The organism is Rhodospirillum centenum SW (assembly GCF_000016185.1).
Classification (GTDB): Bacteria; Pseudomonadota; Alphaproteobacteria; order Azospirillales; family Azospirillaceae; genus Rhodocista; species Rhodocista centena.
Genome location: NC_011420.2, coordinates 3,020,905 through 3,040,326 on the forward strand (window position 1 = coordinate 3,020,905; position 19,422 = coordinate 3,040,326).

General features: G+C 67.6%; 23 protein-coding genes and 1 pseudogene. 13 read left to right on the top strand and 11 right to left on the bottom strand.

Annotation, left to right across the window (positions count from 1 at the left end; genetic code table 11):
- The first annotated feature begins 14 nt into the window (after positions 1–14).
- Both RC1_RS14070 and irrA read left to right on the top strand, forming a co-directional pair.
- The gene (locus RC1_RS14070; protein WP_012568091.1) at positions 15–203 is read left to right on the top strand and encodes a hypothetical protein; all 189 of its coding nucleotides are present in this window, start codon (positions 15–17) and stop codon (positions 201–203) included.
- Positions 204–482: 279 nt separating this feature from the next.
- Complete coding sequence (gene irrA, locus RC1_RS14075) at positions 483–911, top strand: iron response transcriptional regulator IrrA (protein ID WP_012568092.1); 429 nt, start codon at positions 483–485, stop codon at positions 909–911.
- A gap of 131 nt (positions 912–1,042) precedes the next feature.
- Here the strand turns inward: irrA and RC1_RS14080 are convergent, their stop codons facing one another.
- Together RC1_RS14080 and RC1_RS22535 are read right to left on the bottom strand one after the other, a co-directional pair.
- Entirely contained in the window at positions 1,043–1,354 is a 312-nt protein-coding gene (locus tag RC1_RS14080; protein ID WP_012568093.1) for a hypothetical protein, read from the bottom strand.
- 480 nt (positions 1,355–1,834) lie between these two features.
- Complete coding sequence (locus RC1_RS22535) at positions 1,835–1,963, bottom strand: hypothetical protein (RefSeq protein WP_272912046.1); 129 nt, start codon at positions 1,961–1,963, stop codon at positions 1,835–1,837.
- 71 nt (positions 1,964–2,034) lie between these two features.
- Here RC1_RS22535 and RC1_RS14085 point away from each other — a divergent pair, with 71 nt between their 5' ends.
- Positions 2,035–3,768, top strand: a complete 1,734-nt coding sequence (locus RC1_RS14085) for a TonB-dependent receptor (RefSeq protein WP_012568094.1) — start codon at positions 2,035–2,037, stop codon at positions 3,766–3,768.
- A 45-nt stretch (positions 3,769–3,813) separates the two neighbouring features.
- On the opposite strand, the gene RC1_RS14090 is transcribed toward RC1_RS14085, so the two are convergent.
- Both RC1_RS14090 and RC1_RS14095 read right to left on the bottom strand, forming a co-directional pair.
- A complete protein-coding gene (locus tag RC1_RS14090) occupies positions 3,814–4,593 on the bottom strand; it encodes an SDR family oxidoreductase (protein ID WP_012568095.1) in 780 nt (259 codons plus the stop codon).
- Positions 4,590–4,913, bottom strand: a complete 324-nt coding sequence (locus tag RC1_RS14095) for a nuclear transport factor 2 family protein (RefSeq protein WP_012568096.1) — start codon at positions 4,911–4,913, stop codon at positions 4,590–4,592. The genes RC1_RS14090 and RC1_RS14095 overlap by 4 nt, the downstream gene beginning before the upstream one ends.
- A gap of 155 nt (positions 4,914–5,068) precedes the next feature.
- Between RC1_RS14095 and RC1_RS14100 the strand changes: the two are divergent.
- A pseudogene (locus tag RC1_RS14100) lies at positions 5,069–5,782 on the top strand (IS5 family transposase); the annotation flags it as partial.
- Positions 5,783–5,816: 34 nt separating this feature from the next.
- Here the strand turns inward: RC1_RS14100 and RC1_RS21820 are convergent.
- Positions 5,817–5,984 (bottom strand): hypothetical protein, encoded by a 168-nt coding sequence (locus tag RC1_RS21820; RefSeq protein WP_184446345.1) that lies wholly within the window; start codon positions 5,982–5,984, stop codon positions 5,817–5,819.
- A gap of 195 nt (positions 5,985–6,179) precedes the next feature.
- A complete protein-coding gene (locus tag RC1_RS21825; protein ID WP_184446343.1) occupies positions 6,180–6,350 on the bottom strand; it encodes a hypothetical protein in 171 nt (56 codons plus the stop codon).
- 419 nt (positions 6,351–6,769) lie between these two features.
- On the opposite strand from RC1_RS21825, the gene RC1_RS14105 reads away from it, so the two are divergent.
- The 3 genes from RC1_RS14105 to RC1_RS14115 all read left to right on the top strand — a co-directional run bounded on the left by RC1_RS14105 (position 6,770) and on the right by RC1_RS14115 (position 9,820).
- On the top strand, positions 6,770–7,678 hold the full coding sequence (locus RC1_RS14105; RefSeq protein ID WP_012568099.1) for a LysR family transcriptional regulator: 909 nt from the start codon (positions 6,770–6,772) through the stop codon (positions 7,676–7,678).
- Between the two features lie 170 nt (positions 7,679–7,848).
- Positions 7,849–9,051, top strand: coding sequence for a chloramphenicol/florfenicol efflux MFS transporter FloR (gene floR, locus RC1_RS14110; RefSeq protein ID WP_012568100.1), 1,203 nt, complete (start codon positions 7,849–7,851; stop codon positions 9,049–9,051).
- A 277-nt stretch (positions 9,052–9,328) separates the two neighbouring features.
- Positions 9,329–9,820 (top strand): hypothetical protein, encoded by a 492-nt coding sequence (locus RC1_RS14115; protein WP_041785396.1) that lies wholly within the window; start codon positions 9,329–9,331, stop codon positions 9,818–9,820.
- A 22-nt stretch (positions 9,821–9,842) separates the two neighbouring features.
- Here RC1_RS14115 and sugE read toward each other — a convergent pair whose 3' ends face one another.
- Positions 9,843–10,163: a quaternary ammonium compound efflux SMR transporter SugE gene (sugE, locus tag RC1_RS14120; protein WP_012568102.1), complete on the bottom strand. Its 321-nt coding sequence runs from the start codon at positions 10,161–10,163 to the stop codon at positions 9,843–9,845.
- Between the two features lie 190 nt (positions 10,164–10,353).
- Between sugE and RC1_RS14125 the strand changes: the two genes are divergently transcribed.
- Positions 10,354–11,919, top strand: coding sequence for a YifB family Mg chelatase-like AAA ATPase (locus RC1_RS14125; protein WP_012568103.1), 1,566 nt, complete (start codon positions 10,354–10,356; stop codon positions 11,917–11,919).
- A 106-nt stretch (positions 11,920–12,025) separates the two neighbouring features.
- Here the strand turns inward: RC1_RS14125 and RC1_RS20880 are convergent, their stop codons facing one another.
- The 4 genes from RC1_RS20880 to hrcA form a co-directional block, all read right to left on the bottom strand.
- Positions 12,026–12,976, bottom strand: a complete 951-nt coding sequence (locus RC1_RS20880) for a reverse transcriptase family protein (protein WP_184446341.1) — start codon at positions 12,974–12,976, stop codon at positions 12,026–12,028.
- A complete protein-coding gene (locus RC1_RS22655; protein ID WP_085979019.1) occupies positions 12,939–13,286 on the bottom strand; it encodes a helix-turn-helix domain-containing protein in 348 nt (115 codons plus the stop codon). Before RC1_RS22655 ends, RC1_RS20880 begins: the two co-directional genes overlap by 38 nt.
- A gap of 635 nt (positions 13,287–13,921) precedes the next feature.
- Entirely contained in the window at positions 13,922–14,626 is a 705-nt protein-coding gene (grpE, locus tag RC1_RS14130) for a nucleotide exchange factor GrpE (protein WP_012568104.1), read from the bottom strand.
- Between the two features lie 130 nt (positions 14,627–14,756).
- The gene (gene hrcA / locus RC1_RS14135) at positions 14,757–15,794 is read right to left on the bottom strand and encodes a heat-inducible transcriptional repressor HrcA (RefSeq protein WP_012568105.1); all 1,038 of its coding nucleotides are present in this window, start codon (positions 15,792–15,794) and stop codon (positions 14,757–14,759) included.
- 330 nt (positions 15,795–16,124) lie between these two features.
- On the opposite strand from hrcA, the gene RC1_RS14140 reads away from it, so the two are divergent.
- The 5 genes from RC1_RS14140 (at position 16,125) to RC1_RS14160 (ending at position 19,413) form a co-directional block, all read left to right on the top strand.
- Complete coding sequence (locus RC1_RS14140) at positions 16,125–16,484, top strand: type II toxin-antitoxin system RelE/ParE family toxin (protein ID WP_041786558.1); 360 nt, start codon at positions 16,125–16,127, stop codon at positions 16,482–16,484.
- A 22-nt stretch (positions 16,485–16,506) separates the two neighbouring features.
- Positions 16,507–16,827, top strand: a complete 321-nt coding sequence (locus RC1_RS14145) for an XRE family transcriptional regulator (protein ID WP_148213463.1) — start codon at positions 16,507–16,509, stop codon at positions 16,825–16,827.
- A 57-nt stretch (positions 16,828–16,884) separates the two neighbouring features.
- Complete coding sequence (gene rph / locus RC1_RS14150; RefSeq protein ID WP_012568108.1) at positions 16,885–17,604, top strand: ribonuclease PH; 720 nt, start codon at positions 16,885–16,887, stop codon at positions 17,602–17,604.
- Complete coding sequence (rdgB, locus tag RC1_RS14155; RefSeq protein WP_012568109.1) at positions 17,601–18,212, top strand: RdgB/HAM1 family non-canonical purine NTP pyrophosphatase; 612 nt, start codon at positions 17,601–17,603, stop codon at positions 18,210–18,212. Before rph ends, rdgB begins: the two co-directional genes overlap by 4 nt.
- 475 nt (positions 18,213–18,687) lie before the next feature.
- Complete coding sequence (locus tag RC1_RS14160; RefSeq protein ID WP_012568110.1) at positions 18,688–19,413, top strand: SIMPL domain-containing protein; 726 nt, start codon at positions 18,688–18,690, stop codon at positions 19,411–19,413.
- The last annotated feature ends 9 nt before the right edge of the window (positions 19,414–19,422 follow it).

A 19,422-nucleotide genomic window follows, 5' to 3' on the forward strand; every position in this document is an offset into this window, starting at 1 on the left:
AGCCCGGAGGTGCCATGCCGTCCGTCGCCGTGATCCTCGCCGCCGCCTTTCTGGGAACCTACCTCGCCCTGGCCGTCATGGTCCGGCTGGCGTCGCTGTTCGCGGACCGCACGGGCTGGCGCCGCCCGGCCGTCTCCCCCCTGGGCGACGGCGGCATGGTCGTGGCGGTCGCCATGCTGGTGGGGGTGGTGACCCTGGGCTGAGGCCGGGCCGCCCCGCAGTCCGCGCCGGCACTGCGGTCCGTGCTGGCGCTGCGGTCCGTGCTGGCCGGTTCCCGGAAAGAACGGAGCGATCCTTGCGGCGGGCCGCCGGAAAAGCTCCCCCGGCCGTCGCGGATGATTGCCAGCGTGGTTCTTTTGGTCTATGGACTTGCGTGCGGGCCTTGAATTGTTCCAAATAACACGATCCAGGTCGCCTGGATGCCCGAGCATCATGCCGCACCCTGGAAGGAAAGGCCTTCCGCCGCCCTCAACCACGCCCATATGCCCGCCATGACCACCATGCCCCGAACCTACAAGCCCGTGCTGGACCGCCTGTCCCAGGCCGGACTCCGCCCCACCCGCCAGCGTCTGGCGCTTGCCAAGCTCCTGTTCGACGGGGGCGACCGCCACATCACGGCCGAGCAGCTCCACAACGAGGCGCAGATCGCCAACATGCGGGTGTCGCTGGCGACGGTGTACAACACGCTGCACCAGTTCACCGGCGTGGGCCTGCTGCGCGAGGTGGTGGTGGAATCGGGGCGGTCCTACTTCGACACCAACGTGTCGGACCACCACCATTTCTTCTACGAAGGCAGCGGCCGGCTGATGGACATCGCCGGCAACGGGGTGGTCATCAGCGGCCTGCCGGAGGCGCCGGAGGGCACCCGGATCGCCCGGGTCGAACTGGTCATCCGCCTGACCGACGCCTGAACCGCCGGAACCCTCCCTCCGGTTGAGCCCCGCGCCGCCCTGTTCCGGGCGGCGCGCGTGCCGTCTCGCGGCTTCTTCACGCCTTACGCCGCCCGGCCGCAGCCGGGGTCTGGGCGGGGTGCTGCCGCTCCTCAGTCGTCCATCAGGATGCCGCCGACCTCCTCATCCTCCGCGAACCAGAGCCGGACCAGCTTGCCGGCGCACTGGTTGGGGGTGAGATCGAAGGTCAGCAGCTTCGATCCGCTCTTCTCCACCAGCCCGACCACCAGCGGCGCGCCGGGGGCCGCGCGCACGCTCTCGGGCACCTCGCCCTCGAAGCGCAGCCGCACCTCCTGGCGCATCATCTCGCAGCGGTTCAGCGTGCCGTAGCGCAGCGCCAGCCCCAGCAGGAAGAGCCCGGCCAGGAGCAGCAGCAGCAGCGCCGGATGGCGTTCGACCTTCATCGGCGGTCCCCTTTCGCGGGGCGCACTTTGCCCAGCCGCGCCCGCCGAGGCAAGGCCGGCCGCCCTGCGGTCGCCGGAACCGGCGGTGCGGCGGGGCAGATCGACGCCGGGCGGCGTTACCCCACTTCAGAGGGGGGGCCGGCCGCGCCCGGTCGCCAGCCCTTCCGGCATTCCCCGCCGCCCGCAGCCCCACCCGCCGCAGACGACAGGACCCGCCCGGCCGATGACCCCGCCGCACGCTCTCCGCCCTTCTGGCCCCCGCCCTTCTGGCCCCCCCCATCCTGGCCCCCCCCATCCTGGCCCCCCCCATCCTGGCCCCCGCCATCCTTGCTCCCGCCGCCGCCCCGTCCGTGCCGCCCTGCCGGCAGCCCTGCTGGCGGGCCTCCTCGCCGCTGCTCCGGCCGCCCTGGCGCAGACGGCGCCGGTGGAGGAGATCGTCATCGTCGGCCGGCGCGGCGGCGTGCCGGCCTATGAACGTCCCTACGGCCCCACCGTGCTGGATGCCGCCACCCTGGCGACGGCGCCGCAGCGGCGGCTGGACGAGGCGCTGCGGGCGGTGCCCGGCTTCGGGCTGTTCCGCCGCGCCGGCAGCCGGCTGGCCAATCCCACGACGCAGGGCGTCTCCCTGCGCGGGATCGGCCCGAACGGGGCGGGCCGGACCCTGGTGCTGGTGGACCGGGGTGCCGGTCAACGATCCCTTCGGCGGCTGGGTCTACTGGTCGCGCCTGCCCACCGGGGCGGTGGAGCGGGTGGTCATCACCCGCGGCGGCGGGGCCGGCGCCTGGGGCAACGCCGCCCTGGCCGGCACCGTGCGGATCGAGACCACGCCCCCGGCCGGGTCAGAGGCGGAGCTGTCCGGCGGGTCCGACGACACCTGGCAGGCGCTGGCCGCCACCGCCGGCCGGGCCGGGCCGGTGACGCTGGGGCTGACCGCCAACGCCTTCACCACCGGCGGCGCGCCCGTCGTGCGCCGCGACCGGCGCGGCCCGGTGGACGTGAACGCCGACGCCGACGCGCTCTGGGCCGACGGGGTGGCGCAGGCCCGCTTCGGCAGCGTCGCCGCCACGGCGAAACTCTCCGTCTTCCGCGAGACCCGCGGCAACGGCACCCCCTATACCGGGAACCGGACCGAGGCGGTGGAGGGCAGCCTGCGGCTGGTGGGGGAGGGCGCGCTCCCCTGGGAGGCCGTGCTCTATGCCCGCGACTGGGAATTCTCCAGCACCTTCTCCGGCGTGGACGACGACCGCGCCGGGGAAACGCCGGCGCTCGACCAGTACAAGGTGCCGGCTTCGGCGCTGGGCGGCATCGTCCAGATCGGGCTGGAGCCGGTACCCGGCCACAGCACCGACCTCGGCCTGGACCTGCGCTGGACCGAGGGCGAGACGCGCGAGCGTTATTTCTTCCAGAACGGCGGCTTCACCCGCGAACGCCGGGCCGGCGGAGACCAGATCATCGCCGGACTGTTCGCGGAGCATGTCTGGACCGCCCGGCCGGATCTGCTGCTGTCGGCGGGGGTGCGGCTGGACGGCTGGTGGAACCGCGGCGGCTTCCGCACGGAGGTGGTGCGGGCGACCGGCGCACCGCTTCTGGACAGCCGTGTGCCCGACCGCGACGGGCGGGTGCTGAACGGCCGAGCCGGGGTGGACTGGCAGGCGACCGATGCCCTGGCCCTGCGCGGTGCCGTCTATACCGGCTTCCGGCTGCCGACGCTGAACGAGTTCCACCGTCCGTTCCGGGTGGGCAACGACATCACGGAGGCCAACCCCGGTCTGGACCCGGAACGTCTGGCGGGCGGGGAGGTGGGGCTGCGCCTGACACCGCGGCCGGGGCTGACGCTGTCGGCCACGCTGTTCCACGTGGAACTGGAGGACGCGGTGGACAATGTCGTGCTGACCCGGACCCCCGGCGCTTACGCCCCCCTGGGGATCGTGGTGCCGGCCGGCGGCAGTCTGGCGCAGAGACGCAACCTGGACCGGATCGAGGTGGACGGGATCGAGGCGGAGCTGCGGCTGGAACCGCGGGACGACCTGTCGCTCTCCCTCTCCTACCTGTTCAGCGCGGCGGAGATCGCCTCGGCCCCCGGCTTCCCCGCGCTGGAGGGCAACCGGGTCGGCCAGGCGCCGCGCCACCAGGGCACGGTGGAGGCGACCTGGCGGCCGCTGGAGCCGGCGCTGCTGCGGCTGCAGGTCCGCGCCGCCTCCGACGCGTTCGAGAACAGCGAGAACGACCGGCGCCTGTCGCCCTATGTCGTGGCCGACCTCTATGCCGGCTGGGACCTGTCCCGCACCCTGCACCTGTTCGGCACGGTGGAGAACCTGACCGACCGCTTGGTGGAGACGGGCGTGCGCAGCGACGGGCTGACCAACATCGGCCCCGGCCGGCAGTGGCAGGTCGGGCTGAAGGCCCGCTGGTAGGGCGGGAGCGTCTGAGGCGCCCCGCCGACGGGCATCGCGCCCGGCTCATACGGTGGGAACGGTGCCGCCGTCGATGATGTGTTCGGTGCCGGTGATGGTGCCGGCGCGATCGGAGGCGAGGAAGGCGATCAGGCTGGCAACCTCCTCCGGCGTCGAGGGCCGGCCGATCGGGATGCCGCCGAGCGACTCCATGATGATCCGCCGGCCGCCCTCCTGATCGGTGCCGGCGTCTTGCGCGACCCGCTCGGCCAAGCGCACCGCCGCCTCGGTCTCGATCCAGCCGGGCGCGACCCGCACCACGCGCACCCCCTTGGGCGAGACTTCCTTCGAGAGGCTCTTGCTGTAGGTGGAGAGCGCGGCCTTCGCGGCGGCATAGGCCGTCGTCGCCGCCGGCAAGGGCAATCTTCCCTGTATGGAGGTGACATGGATGACGACGCCGCGACCCTGCGCCACCATCCCGGGCACCAGTTCGCGGTCAAGCCGGACGGCGGGCATCAGGTTGAGAGCGATCTCCCTGGCCCAGTCCGTATCGCCCAACGCCGCGAACCCGCCCGCCGGGGCGGATGAGCCGCCGAGCATGTGGACGATCACATCAACCCCGCCCAGGCGGTCGCGCACCGCGGCGGCGAGCGCGGCGCAGCCTTCCGGGGTCGTCAGGTCCGCGGCGACGAACATCGTCTCGCAGGCCGTGTCCGGGCGGGATCGGGCGGCGGTCAGCACACGGGCACCGAGGTCGCGGAACAGCGCGACGGTGGCCGCGCCCGCGCCGCGCGTGCCCGAGGTGACGAGGGCGCGCTTGCCTTCCAGGCTGATGAAACCGCTCATGCCGTGATCTCCAGGCCGGTGATCCGGTCGCCCTCAAGCCGGAACGCGAAGGTCAGGCTGGCCGGGCTGCCCGGGAACCGTCCGGTTACCCGGGCACGGATCTCGGTGACATCGCCCCTTTCCGTCATGCCGAGCAGTTCGGTCGTGTACTGGTACGTGGCCTTCGCCGCGCTCCACCACGCGCCGATGGCGTCACGGCCGACATGGGACCGCGCTTCGTCCGTGACGACGGCGTCGGGCGCGAAGGCATTCACCAGGGTCGCGCGGTCGTTCCTCGCGTCGGCATCGAAATAGGCCAGGATCGGTGGGGGAAGGGTCATTGCGCCAGTCCTTCTGATCGGGGTCGCTCGGTCCTTTCCACTATGGGCGTGGACACCCGTTCCGATAATCGGGATAAAGCGGGATGTGGAATTTCGAATGACGGGACAATGTACCGGCCTGACCTGGACGATCTGGATGCCGTCATCGCCATCGCCCGCAGAAGGCCGAAACCGGCCGTCCAAGGTCTGTTGACCTTCGGGACGTCTTGACCGCCTTGCGCTACCTAGCCTGGACGGGCTGTGTCTGGCGGCTTTTACCGAAGGACTTTCCACCGTGGCAGACGGTGTATCGGTGGTTCCGGCATCTCCTGCGGCGTTTGCTGTTCCAGACGATCCACGACGTGGCGTTGATGATCGACCGTGAGCGGGCCGGCCGCGACGCCAGTTCCAGCGCCGGGATCGTGGACAGCCAATCGGTGAAGTCTCCCGCCGCGAGGGAGCGTGGCGACGATGCGGGCAAGAAGATCAACGGACGCAAGCGGCACATCGCGGTGGACACCGATGGCTGCCTGCTGATGGTCAACCTGACCACCGCCGACATTTCCGACTCCGCCGGGGCCCGGACGATCCTGGAGGTGATGCGCAAGCGTTGGCCGTGGATGAAGCACCTCTTTGCCGACAATGCCTATGATCGTAAGACGCTGATGGACAAGGCTGCCTCCCTCGACTTCACCGTCGAGGTGGTTCAGCGGACCGATACCGAGCCGGGGTTCAAGGTCGTGCCCCGGCGCTGGGTGGTCGAACGGGCCTTCGGATGGATGACCTGCTGGAGACGCTTGGTTCGAGACGACGAAGCCCGGATCGACATCTCCGGCGGCATGATACAACTCGCCATGGCAAGCCTGCTGCTTCGAAGAGTCTGCCACTGAAGCGGTTGTCAAACAGGCCTTATATAATAACGTGTCAACTTTCCTTTTTTTCTAAAAACCATACACCAAAAATAAGTATCGTGGCCAAGCCATAAATAGGTGTATGCCCCAAACCCAAAAATGATAAAATTGGGCCAAGAAACAAACCGGCGCTTGCACCCCTCATGATGTTTGAGATTTTTGCGATTTTTTCTTTGTCCATTTTGAATTCCTGTCTATTTGCCGCTAACAGTCATAGAGGCTGGTGGCGATGTCGTGCATGATCAGCTCATGCCTGCTACACATTGGGTATAGGCGAGAATGGCATCTGACGGGCCATCTTCGAACACATCCGCTATACGGCCGTATACAAGTAATCCTGACCCGAGAACTCCAGATGTTACGGGATTGCTAAATGTCAAAAAACTGCAATACGGAACCCAGCGGCCAGATTGTTGAAATTGTCCGCATTCCTGCCATTGATCCTATACTGTTCAATATGATGCCCGCAAGAATCTTTATCTCGATCGCCAATAGCAGCGCCACCGATTTGCATAATCTCGCCCATGGTAAGTTTACGCATTTCCATGAAAATTCTCCATCTTTCCCGAACAAAGAAAAAGTACAACGACAATAAAGAGCTAACAAATCCGGCTTTCTCATAGAAAACATAGAAAAGTGTGGTGCGGCCCCGCATTGTAAATCATTCAGATTGTCTGCGCGACATTCCAGGTTGCCGAACAGATCTGTGGTATTGTGTTCGATTCATGTGCAATTCAGCCCAGCTTTGCTCGCAAATAGTATGATGATGACTGTGATTCCGTTTGAGGAATAGAACATGATTTAGCATATATTGCTACTCTTAATGTAATATACGTTACTTATAGTGATCTGAGGGCGTTCTCAAACAGGCTTGATCGGGGTCGCTCGGTCCTTTCCACTATGGGCGTGGACACCCGTTCCGATAATCGGGATAAAGCGGGATGTGGAATTTCGAATGACGGGACAATGTACCGGCCTGACCTGAACGATCTCGATGCCGTCATCGCCATCGCCCGCCGGGGGTCGTTCCGCGCCGCGGCGCTCGATCTGGGGATGTCCACGACCGCGCTCAGCAACGCGATCGGAAAACTGGAGGCGAGCCTTGGCGTCCGCCTGTTCAACCGCACGACGCGGAGCGTCTCGCTCAGCGATGCCGGGCGGCTGTTCGTCGCGCAGATCGGTCCGGCCGTGCAGGACATTCACGGCGCCCTGGAGGCCGTGCGGTCGCAGCAGACGGTTCCGTCAGGCACGCTTCGCATCAACGCCTTTGCCACGGCGGCACGGGAGATCCTCTCGCCGCTGGTGCTGGAGTTCCTGCGCCGCCATCCGCAGGTGCATGTCGATCTCGTCACCGAAGGGCGGCTGGTGGATATCGTCGCCGAGGGATTCGACCTGGGTGTGCGGGTGGCCGACCTGGTGCCCAGCGACATGATCGCGATCTCCCTGGGGCGTCCCCAGCGCCATGCCGTCGTCGGGTCGCCGGCCTATTTCCAGCGGCATGACACGCCACGGGTTCCGCCCGACCTCCTCCATCACCCGTGCATCCGGGTCCGGCTGCCGAACGGCGCCCTCTATCGCTGGCAGTTCGAGAAGGACGGACAGACGGCCCAGATCGACGTGGCGGGACCGATCACCCTGGACGAGGCCGGTCTTGCCCGCATCGCCGTCCTGGACGGGATCGGACTCGGCTTCTTCATGGAGCAGGACGTGCGTACCGACATCGACGCGGGCCGGCTCGTGCGCGTGCTCGACGACTGGACGCCGCCGCGTGCCGGGCTCTGCCTCTACTATCCCGGACGGCGCAACCCCTCGGCCGCCCTCCGGGCGTTCATCGGTCTGGCCCGGGACATTGCGGCGGGCGGGACGATCGGATAGGGTCATGCTCCAGTGTGAAGTGCGAGGTCGAAGGCATGGGAGCCGGCAAGTCAGCAGACAGGTAAGCCGCAACAACGGGCATTGTTGTTGCGGCGTTCTGTAAGACCGATCCTGACCGATTGCTGACGCACGGACGCCGCCGGTATTCCTGACCGAGCGGAACCCTTCCCATGACCAGCACACGCCCCGCGTGGGCCTTTACGCTGCCGGCAGCCCTGCTGCTGATGGCTCCCTTCGACATCCTCGCTTCCCTGGCGATGGACATCTATCTCCCCGTCGTTCCGGCGATGCCTGCCGCCCTGGACACGACGCCCTCCGTGATCCAGCTCAGCTTGAGCCTCTACATGGCGATGCTCGGCGTGGGGCAGGTGATCTTCGGCCCGATCTCGGATCGCCTCGGGCGGCGGCCGGTCCTGCTTGCGGGGGGCGCGCTCTTCGTCGCCGCGTCCCTCGGGGCGGCAGGCTCGCCGACGGCCGCGGTCTTTGTCGCCTTCCGCCTGCTTCAGGCGGTCGGGGCGTCGGCGGCGCTGGTGGCGACGTTCGCGGCGGTGCGCGACGTCTATGCCGGCCGGCCCGAGGGCGTCGTCATCTACGGGCTTTTCAGTTCGATCCTGGCCTTCGTCCCCGCCCTCGGCCCCATCGCCGGAGCCTTGATCGGCGGGGTCTTCGGATGGCGGGCGATCTTCGTCACGCTGGCCGCCCTGGCGCTGCCCGCGCTTCTGAATGCCGGCGTCAGATGGCCCGAAACCCGGCCGCCCGCAACCCGCCTGCCGGATGATGCGACGCGGCGCCGGTCCGTTCTGCCGGTTTTCGCCAGCCCGGCCTTCTGGGTCTACACGGCCGGCTTCAGCGCCGGCATGGGCACCTTCTTCGTCTTCTTCTCGACGGCCCCCCGCGTGCTGATAGACAGGGCGGGCTGGTCGGAGATCGGGTTCAGCCTGGCCTTCGCCACGGTCGCGGTCGTCATGATCGGGACCACCCGGTTCGCCCGGTCCTTCGTCGCCCGGTGGGGCATCCCGGGTTGCGTGGCGCGCGGGATGGCGCTGCTCGTCTGCGGGTCTGCCCTGCTGGCGATCGGCGAAGTCTCCGGCCCGCCGTCCTTTCTCGGCTACATCCTGCCGATGTGGGTCATGGCGGTCGGCATCGTCTTCACGGTGTCCGTGACCGCCAACGGCGCGCTTGCACCGTTCGACGACATCGCGGGATCGGCCGTCGCGCTCTACTTCTGCGTCCAGAGCCTGATCGTCAGCCTTGCCGGGACCGCGGCGGCGACGCTGCTGAACGGCGACACGGCCTGGCCCGTGATCGGCTACGCCACGACGATGGCGCTGCTGGTGTCCGCGGGGCTGGCGTGGCTTCGATCCCGGCCGTGAGGCGGACGCGCCGGGCGGTCCTGTGACGCGCGGCGCGGCCCCCGCCGGGCCGGAACTACCCCCTTCGGCCTAAGTCCGACGACTCCTGATGGCAGGATAAACGATTTGGTAACCAGGATCATGAAGAGTCGCCGCAGGTTCCGATGCGGCGGAAATCATGATGATCGGTCATGCTTCGAATTATCCGGCGAATTCGGCCGATTCCGGATCGGTCGGTGATCTCGGGGCGGAGGCATCTACGGCAGCGCCGCAACGCCTGACGTCTGATCTTGTCCAGATGATCTTCAAGGATTACTTCGGGATCATTGGCGAGAAATACCGGACATACTGTGCCTTCACGACCGCGATCAACTGCCGGGTCCTGGCGCATTTCGGGATCGCGGCGCGGCCGCTTCCCTGTCAGGCGCTGCTGCGGACCGAACGGGGCAACTTCGCCCTGGGCTATGTCGAGGAGGTTCCCGCGGGGCAGTGGAACGGCCATGTCGTCACCCTGGCCGGGGACTGGCTGATCGACTGCACCCTGGCGGGGTTCCGCCGGCTGGGTGACTTTCCCGTGCCGGACGTCGCCATCGTCACCGGAGCGGAGCCGGAGGCGGACGTCCTGGCGGGGTTCGAGCCGGCGCCCGGCCACCACCTGCTCTGGCGGGCACCGCCGTCGGGCACGCCCGGCCGGCTGCCGCAGGAACCGGAGGCGATGGTGCAGGCCGCCGCCCGCGCCCTGATCGCGGCCGTGGCGCGGGATCTGGCGGAGCGCCCGGGGCGGGCGTAGCCGGGAGGGGGCGCGGGCGGGCTCAGCCGCCGCTGAACACCTTCAGCCCGACGATGCCGGCGACGATCAGGGCGATGCAGGCCAGCCGCGCCGCCGTCGCCGGCTCCCCGAACAGGACGATGCCCAGCAGCGCCGTGCCGACGGCGCCGATGCCGGTCCAGACCGCATAGGCCGTGCCGACCGGCAGGCTGCGCATGGCGACGGAGAGCAGGAAGAAGCTGGCCAGGGCCACCACCAGCGTGACCGCCGTGGGCAGCGGCCGGGTGAAGCCTTCGGAATATTTCAGCCCGATCGCCCAGCCGATCTCCAGAATCCCGGCCACGAACAGCACCAGCCACGCCATTCCTTCCTCCTCTGCCTGTGCCGTCCCTGGATACCCTGCCCGCGCCGGCCGGGCCAGCCGGCCTTTCCTCCGGGCGGGTGCCACCTTAGCGAGCGCCCACCGGGCGGCCATGACCGCTGGCGCGTGCGGACCGCCTCCCCTACACTCCTCAAGAGGGTGCCCGTTGGGGACCCGGCGGGGGGAGGATCGCTTGGTCGCGCGGGTGAGTACGGTCGCCTTCCAGGGCATCGACGTGCTGGACATCGACGTGCAGGTGCAGATGTCCGGCGGCGAGCTGGCCTTCATCGTCGTCGGCCTGCCCGACAAGGCGGTGGCCGAGAGCCGCGAGCGGGTGCGCGCGGCCCTGCACGCGCTGGGCCTGTCGCTGCCGCCGCGGCGCATCGCCGTCAACCTGGCCCCGGCGGACGTGCTGAAGGAGGGATCGCACTTCGACCTGCCGATCGCGCTGGCCCTGCTGGTGATCCTGGGCGTGCTGCCGGGGGAGGAGGTGGCGCGCTTCTACGCCCTGGGCGAGCTGGGGCTGGACGGGGCGCTGGCCCCGGTGGCCGGGGTGCTGCCCAGTGCCATCAACGCCTCGGCCCACGGGCGCGGCCTGATCTGTCCCGCGGCCTGCGGCGGAGAGGCGGCCTGGGCCGGCGATCTGGAGGTGCTGGCCGCGCCCAGCCTGCTGGCCATCATCAACCATTTCAAGGGGACCCAGGTGCTGTCGCGGCCCGAGCCGCGGCTGGAGCCGGCCGACGCCGGGGCCGGCCACAGGGACCTGAAGGACGTGAAGGGGCAGGAGACGGCGAAGCGCGCGCTGGAGGTGGCGGCCAGCGGCGGCCACAACCTGCTGATGATCGGCCCGCCGGGGTCGGGCAAGTCGATGCTGGCCGCGCGCCTGCCGGGCATCCTGCCGCCGCTGGATCCGGCGGAGGCGCTGGAGGCGTCGATGATCCACTCGGTCGCCGGGCAGCTCGAGGGCGGCCGGCTGCTGCGCCGTCGCCCCTTCCGCGACCCGCACCATTCCGCCAGCCTGCCCGCCCTGGTCGGCGGCGGGCTGCGCGCCCGGCCGGGGGAGATCAGTCTGGCGCACCAGGGCGTGCTGTTCCTGGACGAGCTGCCGGAGTTCGCGCGCCAGACGCTGGAGGCGCTGCGCCAGCCGATGGAGAGCGGCCGCGCCGTGATCGCGCGGGCCAACGCCCACATCGCCTATCCCGCCCGCTTCCAGCTCGTGGCGGCGATGAACCCCTGCCGCTGCGGCCATCTGGACGATGCCGCCCTGGCCTGCTCGCGCGCGCCGAAATGCGCCGCCGACTACCAGTCGCGCATCTCCGGCCCCCTGTTCGACCGCATCGACCTGCATGTGGAGGTGCCGGCCGTCAGCGCCGCCGACCTGTCGCTGCCGCCCCCGCGGGAGGACAGCACCCAGGTCGCCGCCCGCGTGGCCCGCGTGCGCGAGGTGCAGCGCCGGCGCTATGCCGCGCTGGCCGGGGCCGGGGCCGGGCCGGGGCCAGGGGCGGGAACCGGAGCCGGCGGGACGGCCCTGCGCACCAATGCCGAGGCCGACGGCGCCCTGCTGGAACAGGTCGCCGCCCCCGACGCCCAGGGCCGGGCGCTGCTGACCGAGGCGGCGGAGCGGCTGCGCCTGTCCGCCCGCGGCTACCACCGCGTGCTGCGCGTCGCCCGCACCCTGGCCGACATGGACGACAGCCCCACCGTCCGCCGCCCCCACATCGCCGAAGCCCTCAGCTACCGCCGCCTCGCACCGCGGTAGGGGGGCTGGCTAAGCGTGGCAATGCTCTTCGGGTTGGACGATTTGGGCAGCATAAGCGGTTCGATTCAGTCAAGTGTCATGGAAATCATAGAACTATCTATGCTGATTAAGGTGATGATGGGTGGAATGCTTTAGAAAGAAGGCGTCGCTTCAGATTGGCGCGCGCTTGACTCGCTCTTTTTGCTTTATCTTTAAAACTTGGATCAATTTGGCTCGCCTCGAATAGTCTTCCAACCTGCTTCTCTAGTTGGGTTAGGCGATCAGAATCAGTCTTTGCCGTAAAAATATGCGTGTATCCGTCGCGGATAGCTCTGTGGCGCCTTAGTGGGAGTCTTACGCCAAGCGAGGTAACGGCGACCCCTGTAATCAACTTTACTTCGCCGGGCGAATAGTAGCGCGCCTTTTGCTTGTGATTTACGTAACCGTGCCGACGAATTATCTTTTGAACCTCGTAGAGTAACTTTTTTGATACATGTTCCCCCGAAAAACATACATCATCTATATAGCACGTCATTGTAGCGCTACGGTTTTTGGCGAGGAGATAAAGCTCCTCAAACATATCAATGTTTGCATAATAAGAAAGAATCGGGCTTGCGCTACTTCCTGTAGCGAGGTGACCGTCAACAGTGAGTAGTTTCGCGATTATTGCCGAAACATCTGGGCTGCATTTCATTTTGAATCTGAAAAAATTGTAAACTTTAAGTCGTGATACGGAAGGAAAAAACTTAGAAATATCAACTTTAATTAGTGCATGCCGCCCAATATGGCGTTGAGCATTGCTCAGATATGATCTCTTCTTGGTTGCCGAATAAAGATAATCCGGGGGGTCTATTCGGCAAAGAAGGCGCGCTATTTTCCTATGAAGCTCTTGAATTTCAGGTATTGGACTTTCGACTTTTCTTTTCTTGTTTCCTTGCGTTATGTAGAAGAATTTAAAATTTTTCCCTTCATAGTTTGCCATTTTCTCAATATCGAGATTGGTGCAAAGGATATTCTCAAGCTTTCTTTTTGAATGAAGCTTATAAAGTGGGGACTGATCTATTGGATAATTTTTCATGATTCTCGTCATCATCATTGCTATCAGCGGCGGCATCAATCCAACTTAGTATATTAACAATCTTGTTCGCGATTTTAGATTTTATTTTTCTGTGAGATCCGCTCATATGCTCATCAAATATGAAAAAACTTGAAATTGGTATAGAATAAGTTTCGGAATATTTTCTTAGAACTTCCAAAGAAACCTTCTTTTTTCCAGATTCAATTTCTGACAAAAATGACTTTGATATACCTAACTTTGCCGCAAGTTCAGATTGGCTTGTGCCGTGAAACTTTCTTACGAGCCGCACTACATCGTTAAGCATTGCCATTCCTTCAGGCTAAGGGAAAAGTTTAGGAGTCGCTGAGCAGATCGTAGATGGCCTTAGCGCACTTAAGCGCAACCATCAGTACCCACCGATTCCTCAGAAGCACCACGAGGGGCCTTCTGATCGGGCGGCGGTCCTTGCTCAACTTCTCCCGCTGGTCGTTTGGCGGATTAGCCTCGATAGACATAATCGTCTCCTCTGATACACCCATCCGGGCGGAATGGCCCGGATGGGCGTCGCAAGTATCAGAGGGGGACTCCAAACGGGAGCATTACTCCTAAAAATCCCCGCCGCATCCCGCGTCGTGGGAGCGGCTTTGGCTGCCCCGGGAGAGCACAGCGAGCGGAACCCTCTCGGTAACAAGTGGTAGAGGTTTTGCCTCCTCGGGTCGGAGCCCGACCCCGTAAGTGCGACAATGTCCCCAGCCAAACGATAATGCTATGCTACTAAATTGGAAAAAGCCGTCAACGGAAAAATTCGCTCCTGGCGAACTCTGTTCGCTTACCCTTGGTCCCGTTCTCAAAGGCAGACATTGGCAGCGCCATCGTTCCAGCGCAGAAAGGGGGCGTGACGCCCGCCCCATCCCAACGGAGTTATGGCGGGCTCCCCCGCCGGGGGAGCCCGCCCGGGGCGGGGGGTCAGGCGCTGGTGTTGAGGTTGTGGGTCTCGCCGCCCTTGGCGACGCCGACCATGGCCTCGCGCAGCAGCCGGCCCTGGAGCGTGTAGCCGGCCTGGAGCACGGCGACCACGGTGCCCGGGGCCTTGCCGGTGCCTTCCATCTCCATCATCACCTGATGGAAGTTGGGGTCGAAGGGCCTGTCCAGCGGTTCCATCTTCTGGATGCCGGCGCGGTCGAAGGCGGCGGCGAGCTGGCGCTCCGTCGCCTCCACGCCGGTCAGCAGGCTGTTCACCGCCTCGTTGCCCTGGCGCTGGTCCGGCGCCACGGATTCGACGGCGCGGCGCAGATTGTCGGCCACGGCCAGCAGGTCCTTGGCGAACTTGGCGATGGCGTACTTCGCCGTGTCCTCGCGCTCGCGCTCGGCGCGGCGGCGGACATTCTCCGTCTCCGCCAGCGCGCGCAGGAGCTGGTCCTTCAGCACCTGGATCTCCGCCTCCAGCGACGCGGTGCGGTCGTCCGCGGGGGCCTCGCCGGCGGCGGCCCTGCCGCCCGCGCCCGGAGCGGTCTGGCCCGGAGTGGTCTGGCCGGCAGCGGTCTGGCCCGCGGGGGCCTGCTGGCCGCCCTGGCCGCCCGGGGCGGTCGTGGTGGCGGTGTTGCTCTCGGGGGCCTCGGCGGCCGCGTCGGTCTGCGGCCGCTGCTCGCCGTTGGGCATGGTTTCGCTCATGACGTCTTGCCTCGGATGCAGTCTGCGGGGCTGGAACGGGGCGGCGGGACCGCCGCCCCGGTCGGCGGACGTTTAGGCGGGATCGCGGCGCCTGTCGAGATGGGATGCGCGCCCGGGGCGGGGCGCTCCCTCACCCGATCAGGCGGCCCACCACCTTCGCCGTATAGTCCACCATGGGGATGATGCGGGCATAGTTGATCCGGGTCGGGCCGATCACGCCGATGGCGCCGACGATCTGGTCCTTCGCGTTGGTGTAGGGGGAGACGATCAGGGAGCAGCCGGCGTGACGGAACAGCTCGTTCTCCGCGCCGATGTAGATCTGCACCCCCTCCGCCTTGCCGGTGGCGTCCAGCAGGCGGACCATGGCCTCGCGCGTCTCCAGCGCCTCGAACAGGGTGCGGATGCGCTCCAGGTCGGACAGGGCGGAGACGTCCTCCAGCAGGCGGGCCTGGCCGCGCACGATCAGATAGCCCTGCTGGCCCTGGCTGCCGCCCCAGGTCGCCAGCCCCGCCGCCACCACCTTGGCCGTGAGCTGGTCGAGCTGGGCGCGGCGCTCCTCGATCTCGGCCAGGATGTCGGTCCGCGCCTCCGTCAGGGTGCGGCCGGTCAGCCGCGCCGTCAGATAGTTGGATGCCATGGTGAGGGCGGAGACGGGCATGCCCACCGGCACCTCCACCACCCGGTTCTCCACCAGCCCGTCCTCCGTCACCATCACCACCAGGGCGCGGCCGGGCGACAGGTTCACGAACTCGATGTGTTTCAGCGGCCGGTCCGTCTTCGGCGCCAGCACCAGCCCGGCGCAGGAGGACAGGCCGGACAGCATGGTGATCGCCTCCTCCAGCACGTCCGGCAGCGAGCGGCCCCGGTTGGCGCACTGCGCCTCGATGGCCTCCCGCTCCGTCTCCGACAGGTCGCCGATCTCCAGGATGCCGTTCACGAACATGCGCAGCCCGGCATCGGTGGGCACCCGCCCGGCCGAGGTGTGCGGCGCCATCAGCAGCCCCAGCTCCTCCAGGTCCGCCATGACGTTGCGGATGGTGGCGGGGGAGAGCTGCATGCCCAGCCGGCGCGAGACGGTGCGGGAGCCCACGGGTTCCCCCGTCTCCACATACGCCTCGACGATATGGCGGAAGATATCGCGGGTCCGTTGGTTCAGCTCGACGATCATGCCGGTGCGGACGCTTCGCCCTTCGCTCCACCGGGCGGCCCCGGCCGCCCCTGCTTCCCTGAGTCTAGTGTCTGATCCGGGTCTAATCAATGCGGGCGGGGCGGGCGGATCGCGCCGGGCATGCGGACCAGACGGGCAGCAGGGGGAACACGGATTTCCACGGATGATGTCTTCCGGTGCTTTCCCTTGATCCGTGCCATCCGTGGGCCGGCGCAGCCGGCACCCGTGTTCATCCGTGTCCCGGGGACCCCGAGGCCCTGCGGCCAGAGCCCGGGCGGACGATGACGGGCGTCCGCTTGCGCCGACATGGATTCCGATCCATATTTCGTCATGCCCTGGACCGTTCTGTTCCATCCTGAGTTCTGGCCGGAGTTTCTGGACCTCCGGGCTCCGGTGCAGGACGAACTGGCGGCCAGGATGAAGCGGCTTCAGGCGACCGGCCCCCTGACGGGCAGGCCGGACGTGGACACCCTGAAGGGGTCTTCGTTCGCGAACATGAAGGAACTCCGCTTCAGTGTGGATGGCGGGGTCTGGCGGGTTGCCTTCGCGTTCGACCCGGACAAGCAGGCGGTCCTGCTTGTCGCGGGCGACAAGGCGGGTGTGGCCCAGGACAGATTCTATCGCACGCTGATCCGGAAGGCGGACGAGCGTTACGCCCGCCACCTGCAAGCCGGACGGACCAAGGGCTGACGGCCGGGAAAGGACGATGGCGATGAGCGGAACCAGGACGCTGGACGATTGGCTCGCTTCCCTGCCGCCCGACCGGCGGGAGCGGATCGAGGCCAGGGCGGACGCGCTGGAGGCGGAGGAACTGACCCTCCAGGGTCTGCGCAAGGCGCTCGACCTGACGCAGGCGAAGATCGCGGAAAGCCTGGACGTGCGGCAGGACACGGTGTCGCGCATCGAGCGCCAGACGGACATGCTGCTGTCCACCCTGTCCGGCTATGTCGAAGCCATGGGGGGCCGGCTGGAACTGACGGTCCGTTTCCCCGGCCGGCCGCCGGTCCGGATCACGGGGCTTTCGGACTTGTAAGCGGGGCGGGCGTGGCCTATCCACGGTCGGCCCGTTCCCCATCCCGAGACCACAGCCATGTCCCGCCCCTCCGGCCGTTCCCTCGACCAGATGCGCCCCGTGAGCCTGGAGACGAACGTCTCCAAGCATGCCGAAGGCTCGTGCCTCGTGCGGTTCGGGGACACGCACGTCCTCTGCACCGCCAGCGTCGAGGACCGCGTGCCGCCCTTCCTGCGCGGCCAGGGCCAGGGCTGGGTGACGGCCGAATACGGCATGCTGCCCCGCGCCACGGCCGAGCGCACCGACCGCGAGGCGGCCAAGGGCCGGCAGACCGGCCGCACCCAGGAGATCCAGCGCCTGATCGGCCGCTCGCTGCGCGCCGTCACCGACGTGAAGGCGATGGGCGAGATCACCGTGAAGATCGACTGCGACGTGCTCCAGGCCGACGGCGGCACCCGCACGGCGGCCATCACCGGCAGCTATGTCGCGCTGGCGCTGGCCTTCCGGCATCTCACCTCGATCGGCTTCCTGAAGGCGCAGCCGCTGACCGACAGCGTCGCCGCCGTCTCCTGCGGGCTGTACCAGGGCGCGCCGGTGCTGGACCTCGACTATGCCGAGGACAGCAGCGCCCAGGCCGACGCCAACTTCGTGCTGACCGGCAAGGGCGGCATCGTGGAGATCCAGGGCACGGCCGAGAAGACGCCCTTCCAGGAGGCCGAGTTCCTGGCGCTGCTCGCGCTGGCGCGCAAGGGCATCGGCGAGCTGACGGCGCTCCAGGCGGCGGCACTGGCCCGATGACCGCGCCGCGCCGCTTCGCCGGGGACACGCTGGTCATCGCCAGCCACAACCGGGGCAAGGTGCGGGAGATCGCCGACCTGCTCGCCGCCCATGTCCGGCACTTCCCCTCCGCCGCCGAGCTGGACCTGCCCGAGCCGGAGGAGACGGAGGCGACCTTCATCGGCAACGCGGCGCTGAAGGCGCGGGCGGCGGCGCTCGCCTCCGGTCTGCCGGCGCTGGCCGACGACAGCGGGCTCTGGGTCGATGCACTGGACGGCGCGCCAGGCATCTATTCCGCCCGCTGGGCCGGGCCGGAGAAGGACTTCGGCGCCGCCATGGAGCGGGTGCGGCGGGAGCTGGAGGCGGCGGCCGACCGCCGCGGCGACCGCGCCCGCTTCGTCTGCGCCCTGGCGCTGGCCTGGCCGGACGGCCATGTCGAGGCGGTGGAGGGCACCGCCCACGGCACGCTGACCTTCCCGCCGCGCGGCGGCAAGGGCTTCGGCTACGATCCGGTCTTCATCCCGGACGGCCACGCCTGCACCTATGCGGAGCTGGACCCGGCGCACAAGCACGCCATCAGCCACCGCGCCGACGCCTTCCGCCAGCTCCTGGCCCGCTGCTTCGCCTGACGGCGGGGCACCCGGCCGGCGGGGGCGTCATTCGGCGGCGACGGGAACCGGCATCCTTGGGGACCGCCGGACCTGAAGAACACGGATGAACACGGATGCCGGCTGACGCCGGCTTCACGGATGACACGGTGCCTGGGAAGCCGGACCGATGTCCGCCCTGCAAGGCCGGCAGGGATTCCAGCGGCTGCGCCGCCCTGCCCGTGATGGATGGGGCTGTCGCGGCGGGTTACTCATGAGGCAATGAGGGGGGGCCCGGCTCCGGCCGCACATCCGTGGCCATCCGTGGGCCGGCGTCAGCCGGCATCCGCGTCATCCGTGTCCGGACGGCAGTTCCGTCTTCCGGCTGATCACCCCCTCCGACCTCGGAACCGGCGCGGGAGGGGCGGGAGCGTGACACCGGCATGCCATGAGGGCGACACGATCCCCCCGCACGATCGGGACCCTCCTTTCCTTTTCCCCTCCCTCAGAGGCGATCATGCGCACACCCGTTCTTCTTGCCGCCGCCCTTCTCCTGTCGCTCGGCATCGCTGCCGGCGGCTATCTCGCCGGGACGCAGGTCGCCAGCATGCGGCTGGCCGACCGGGTGGTCAGCGTCAAGGGGCTGGCCGAGCGGGAGGTGCGGGCCGATCTGGCGATCTGGCCGCTGCGCTTCGTCGCCACCGGCAACGATCTGGCCGAGGTGCAGGCCAAGACCGCCCGCGACGAGGCCGCCGTCATGGCCTTCCTGGACCGCCACGCCATCCCGGCCGACGCCGTGGTCAGCCGCGGGCTGGACGTGGTGGATCTGCTGGCGCAGCAGTACCGCCAGGGTCCGGTGGACAGCCGCTTCATCGTCACCCGCACGCTGACCGTCCGCACCGCCGACGTGGACACCGTGCTCAAGGCCAGCCAGGACCTGGCGGGCCTGCTGGACCAGGGCGTCGTGCTGGGCGGGGATTCGGGCGGCAACGGCCCCACCTTCGCCTTCACGAAGCTGAACGACATCAAGGCCGCCATGATCGCGGAGGCGACGAAGAACGCCCGTGCCGCGGCCGAGCAGTTCGCCGCCGACAGCGGTGCGCGGCTGGGCGGCATCCGCCGCGCCAACCAGGGCGTCTTCCAGATCCTGGCCAGCAACGACGTGCCCGGCACCTTCGAGGGGCGCGAGGTTGACAAGACCGTGCGGGTCGTCTCCACCGTGGACTGGACCCTGGTGGACTGATCCCCTGGC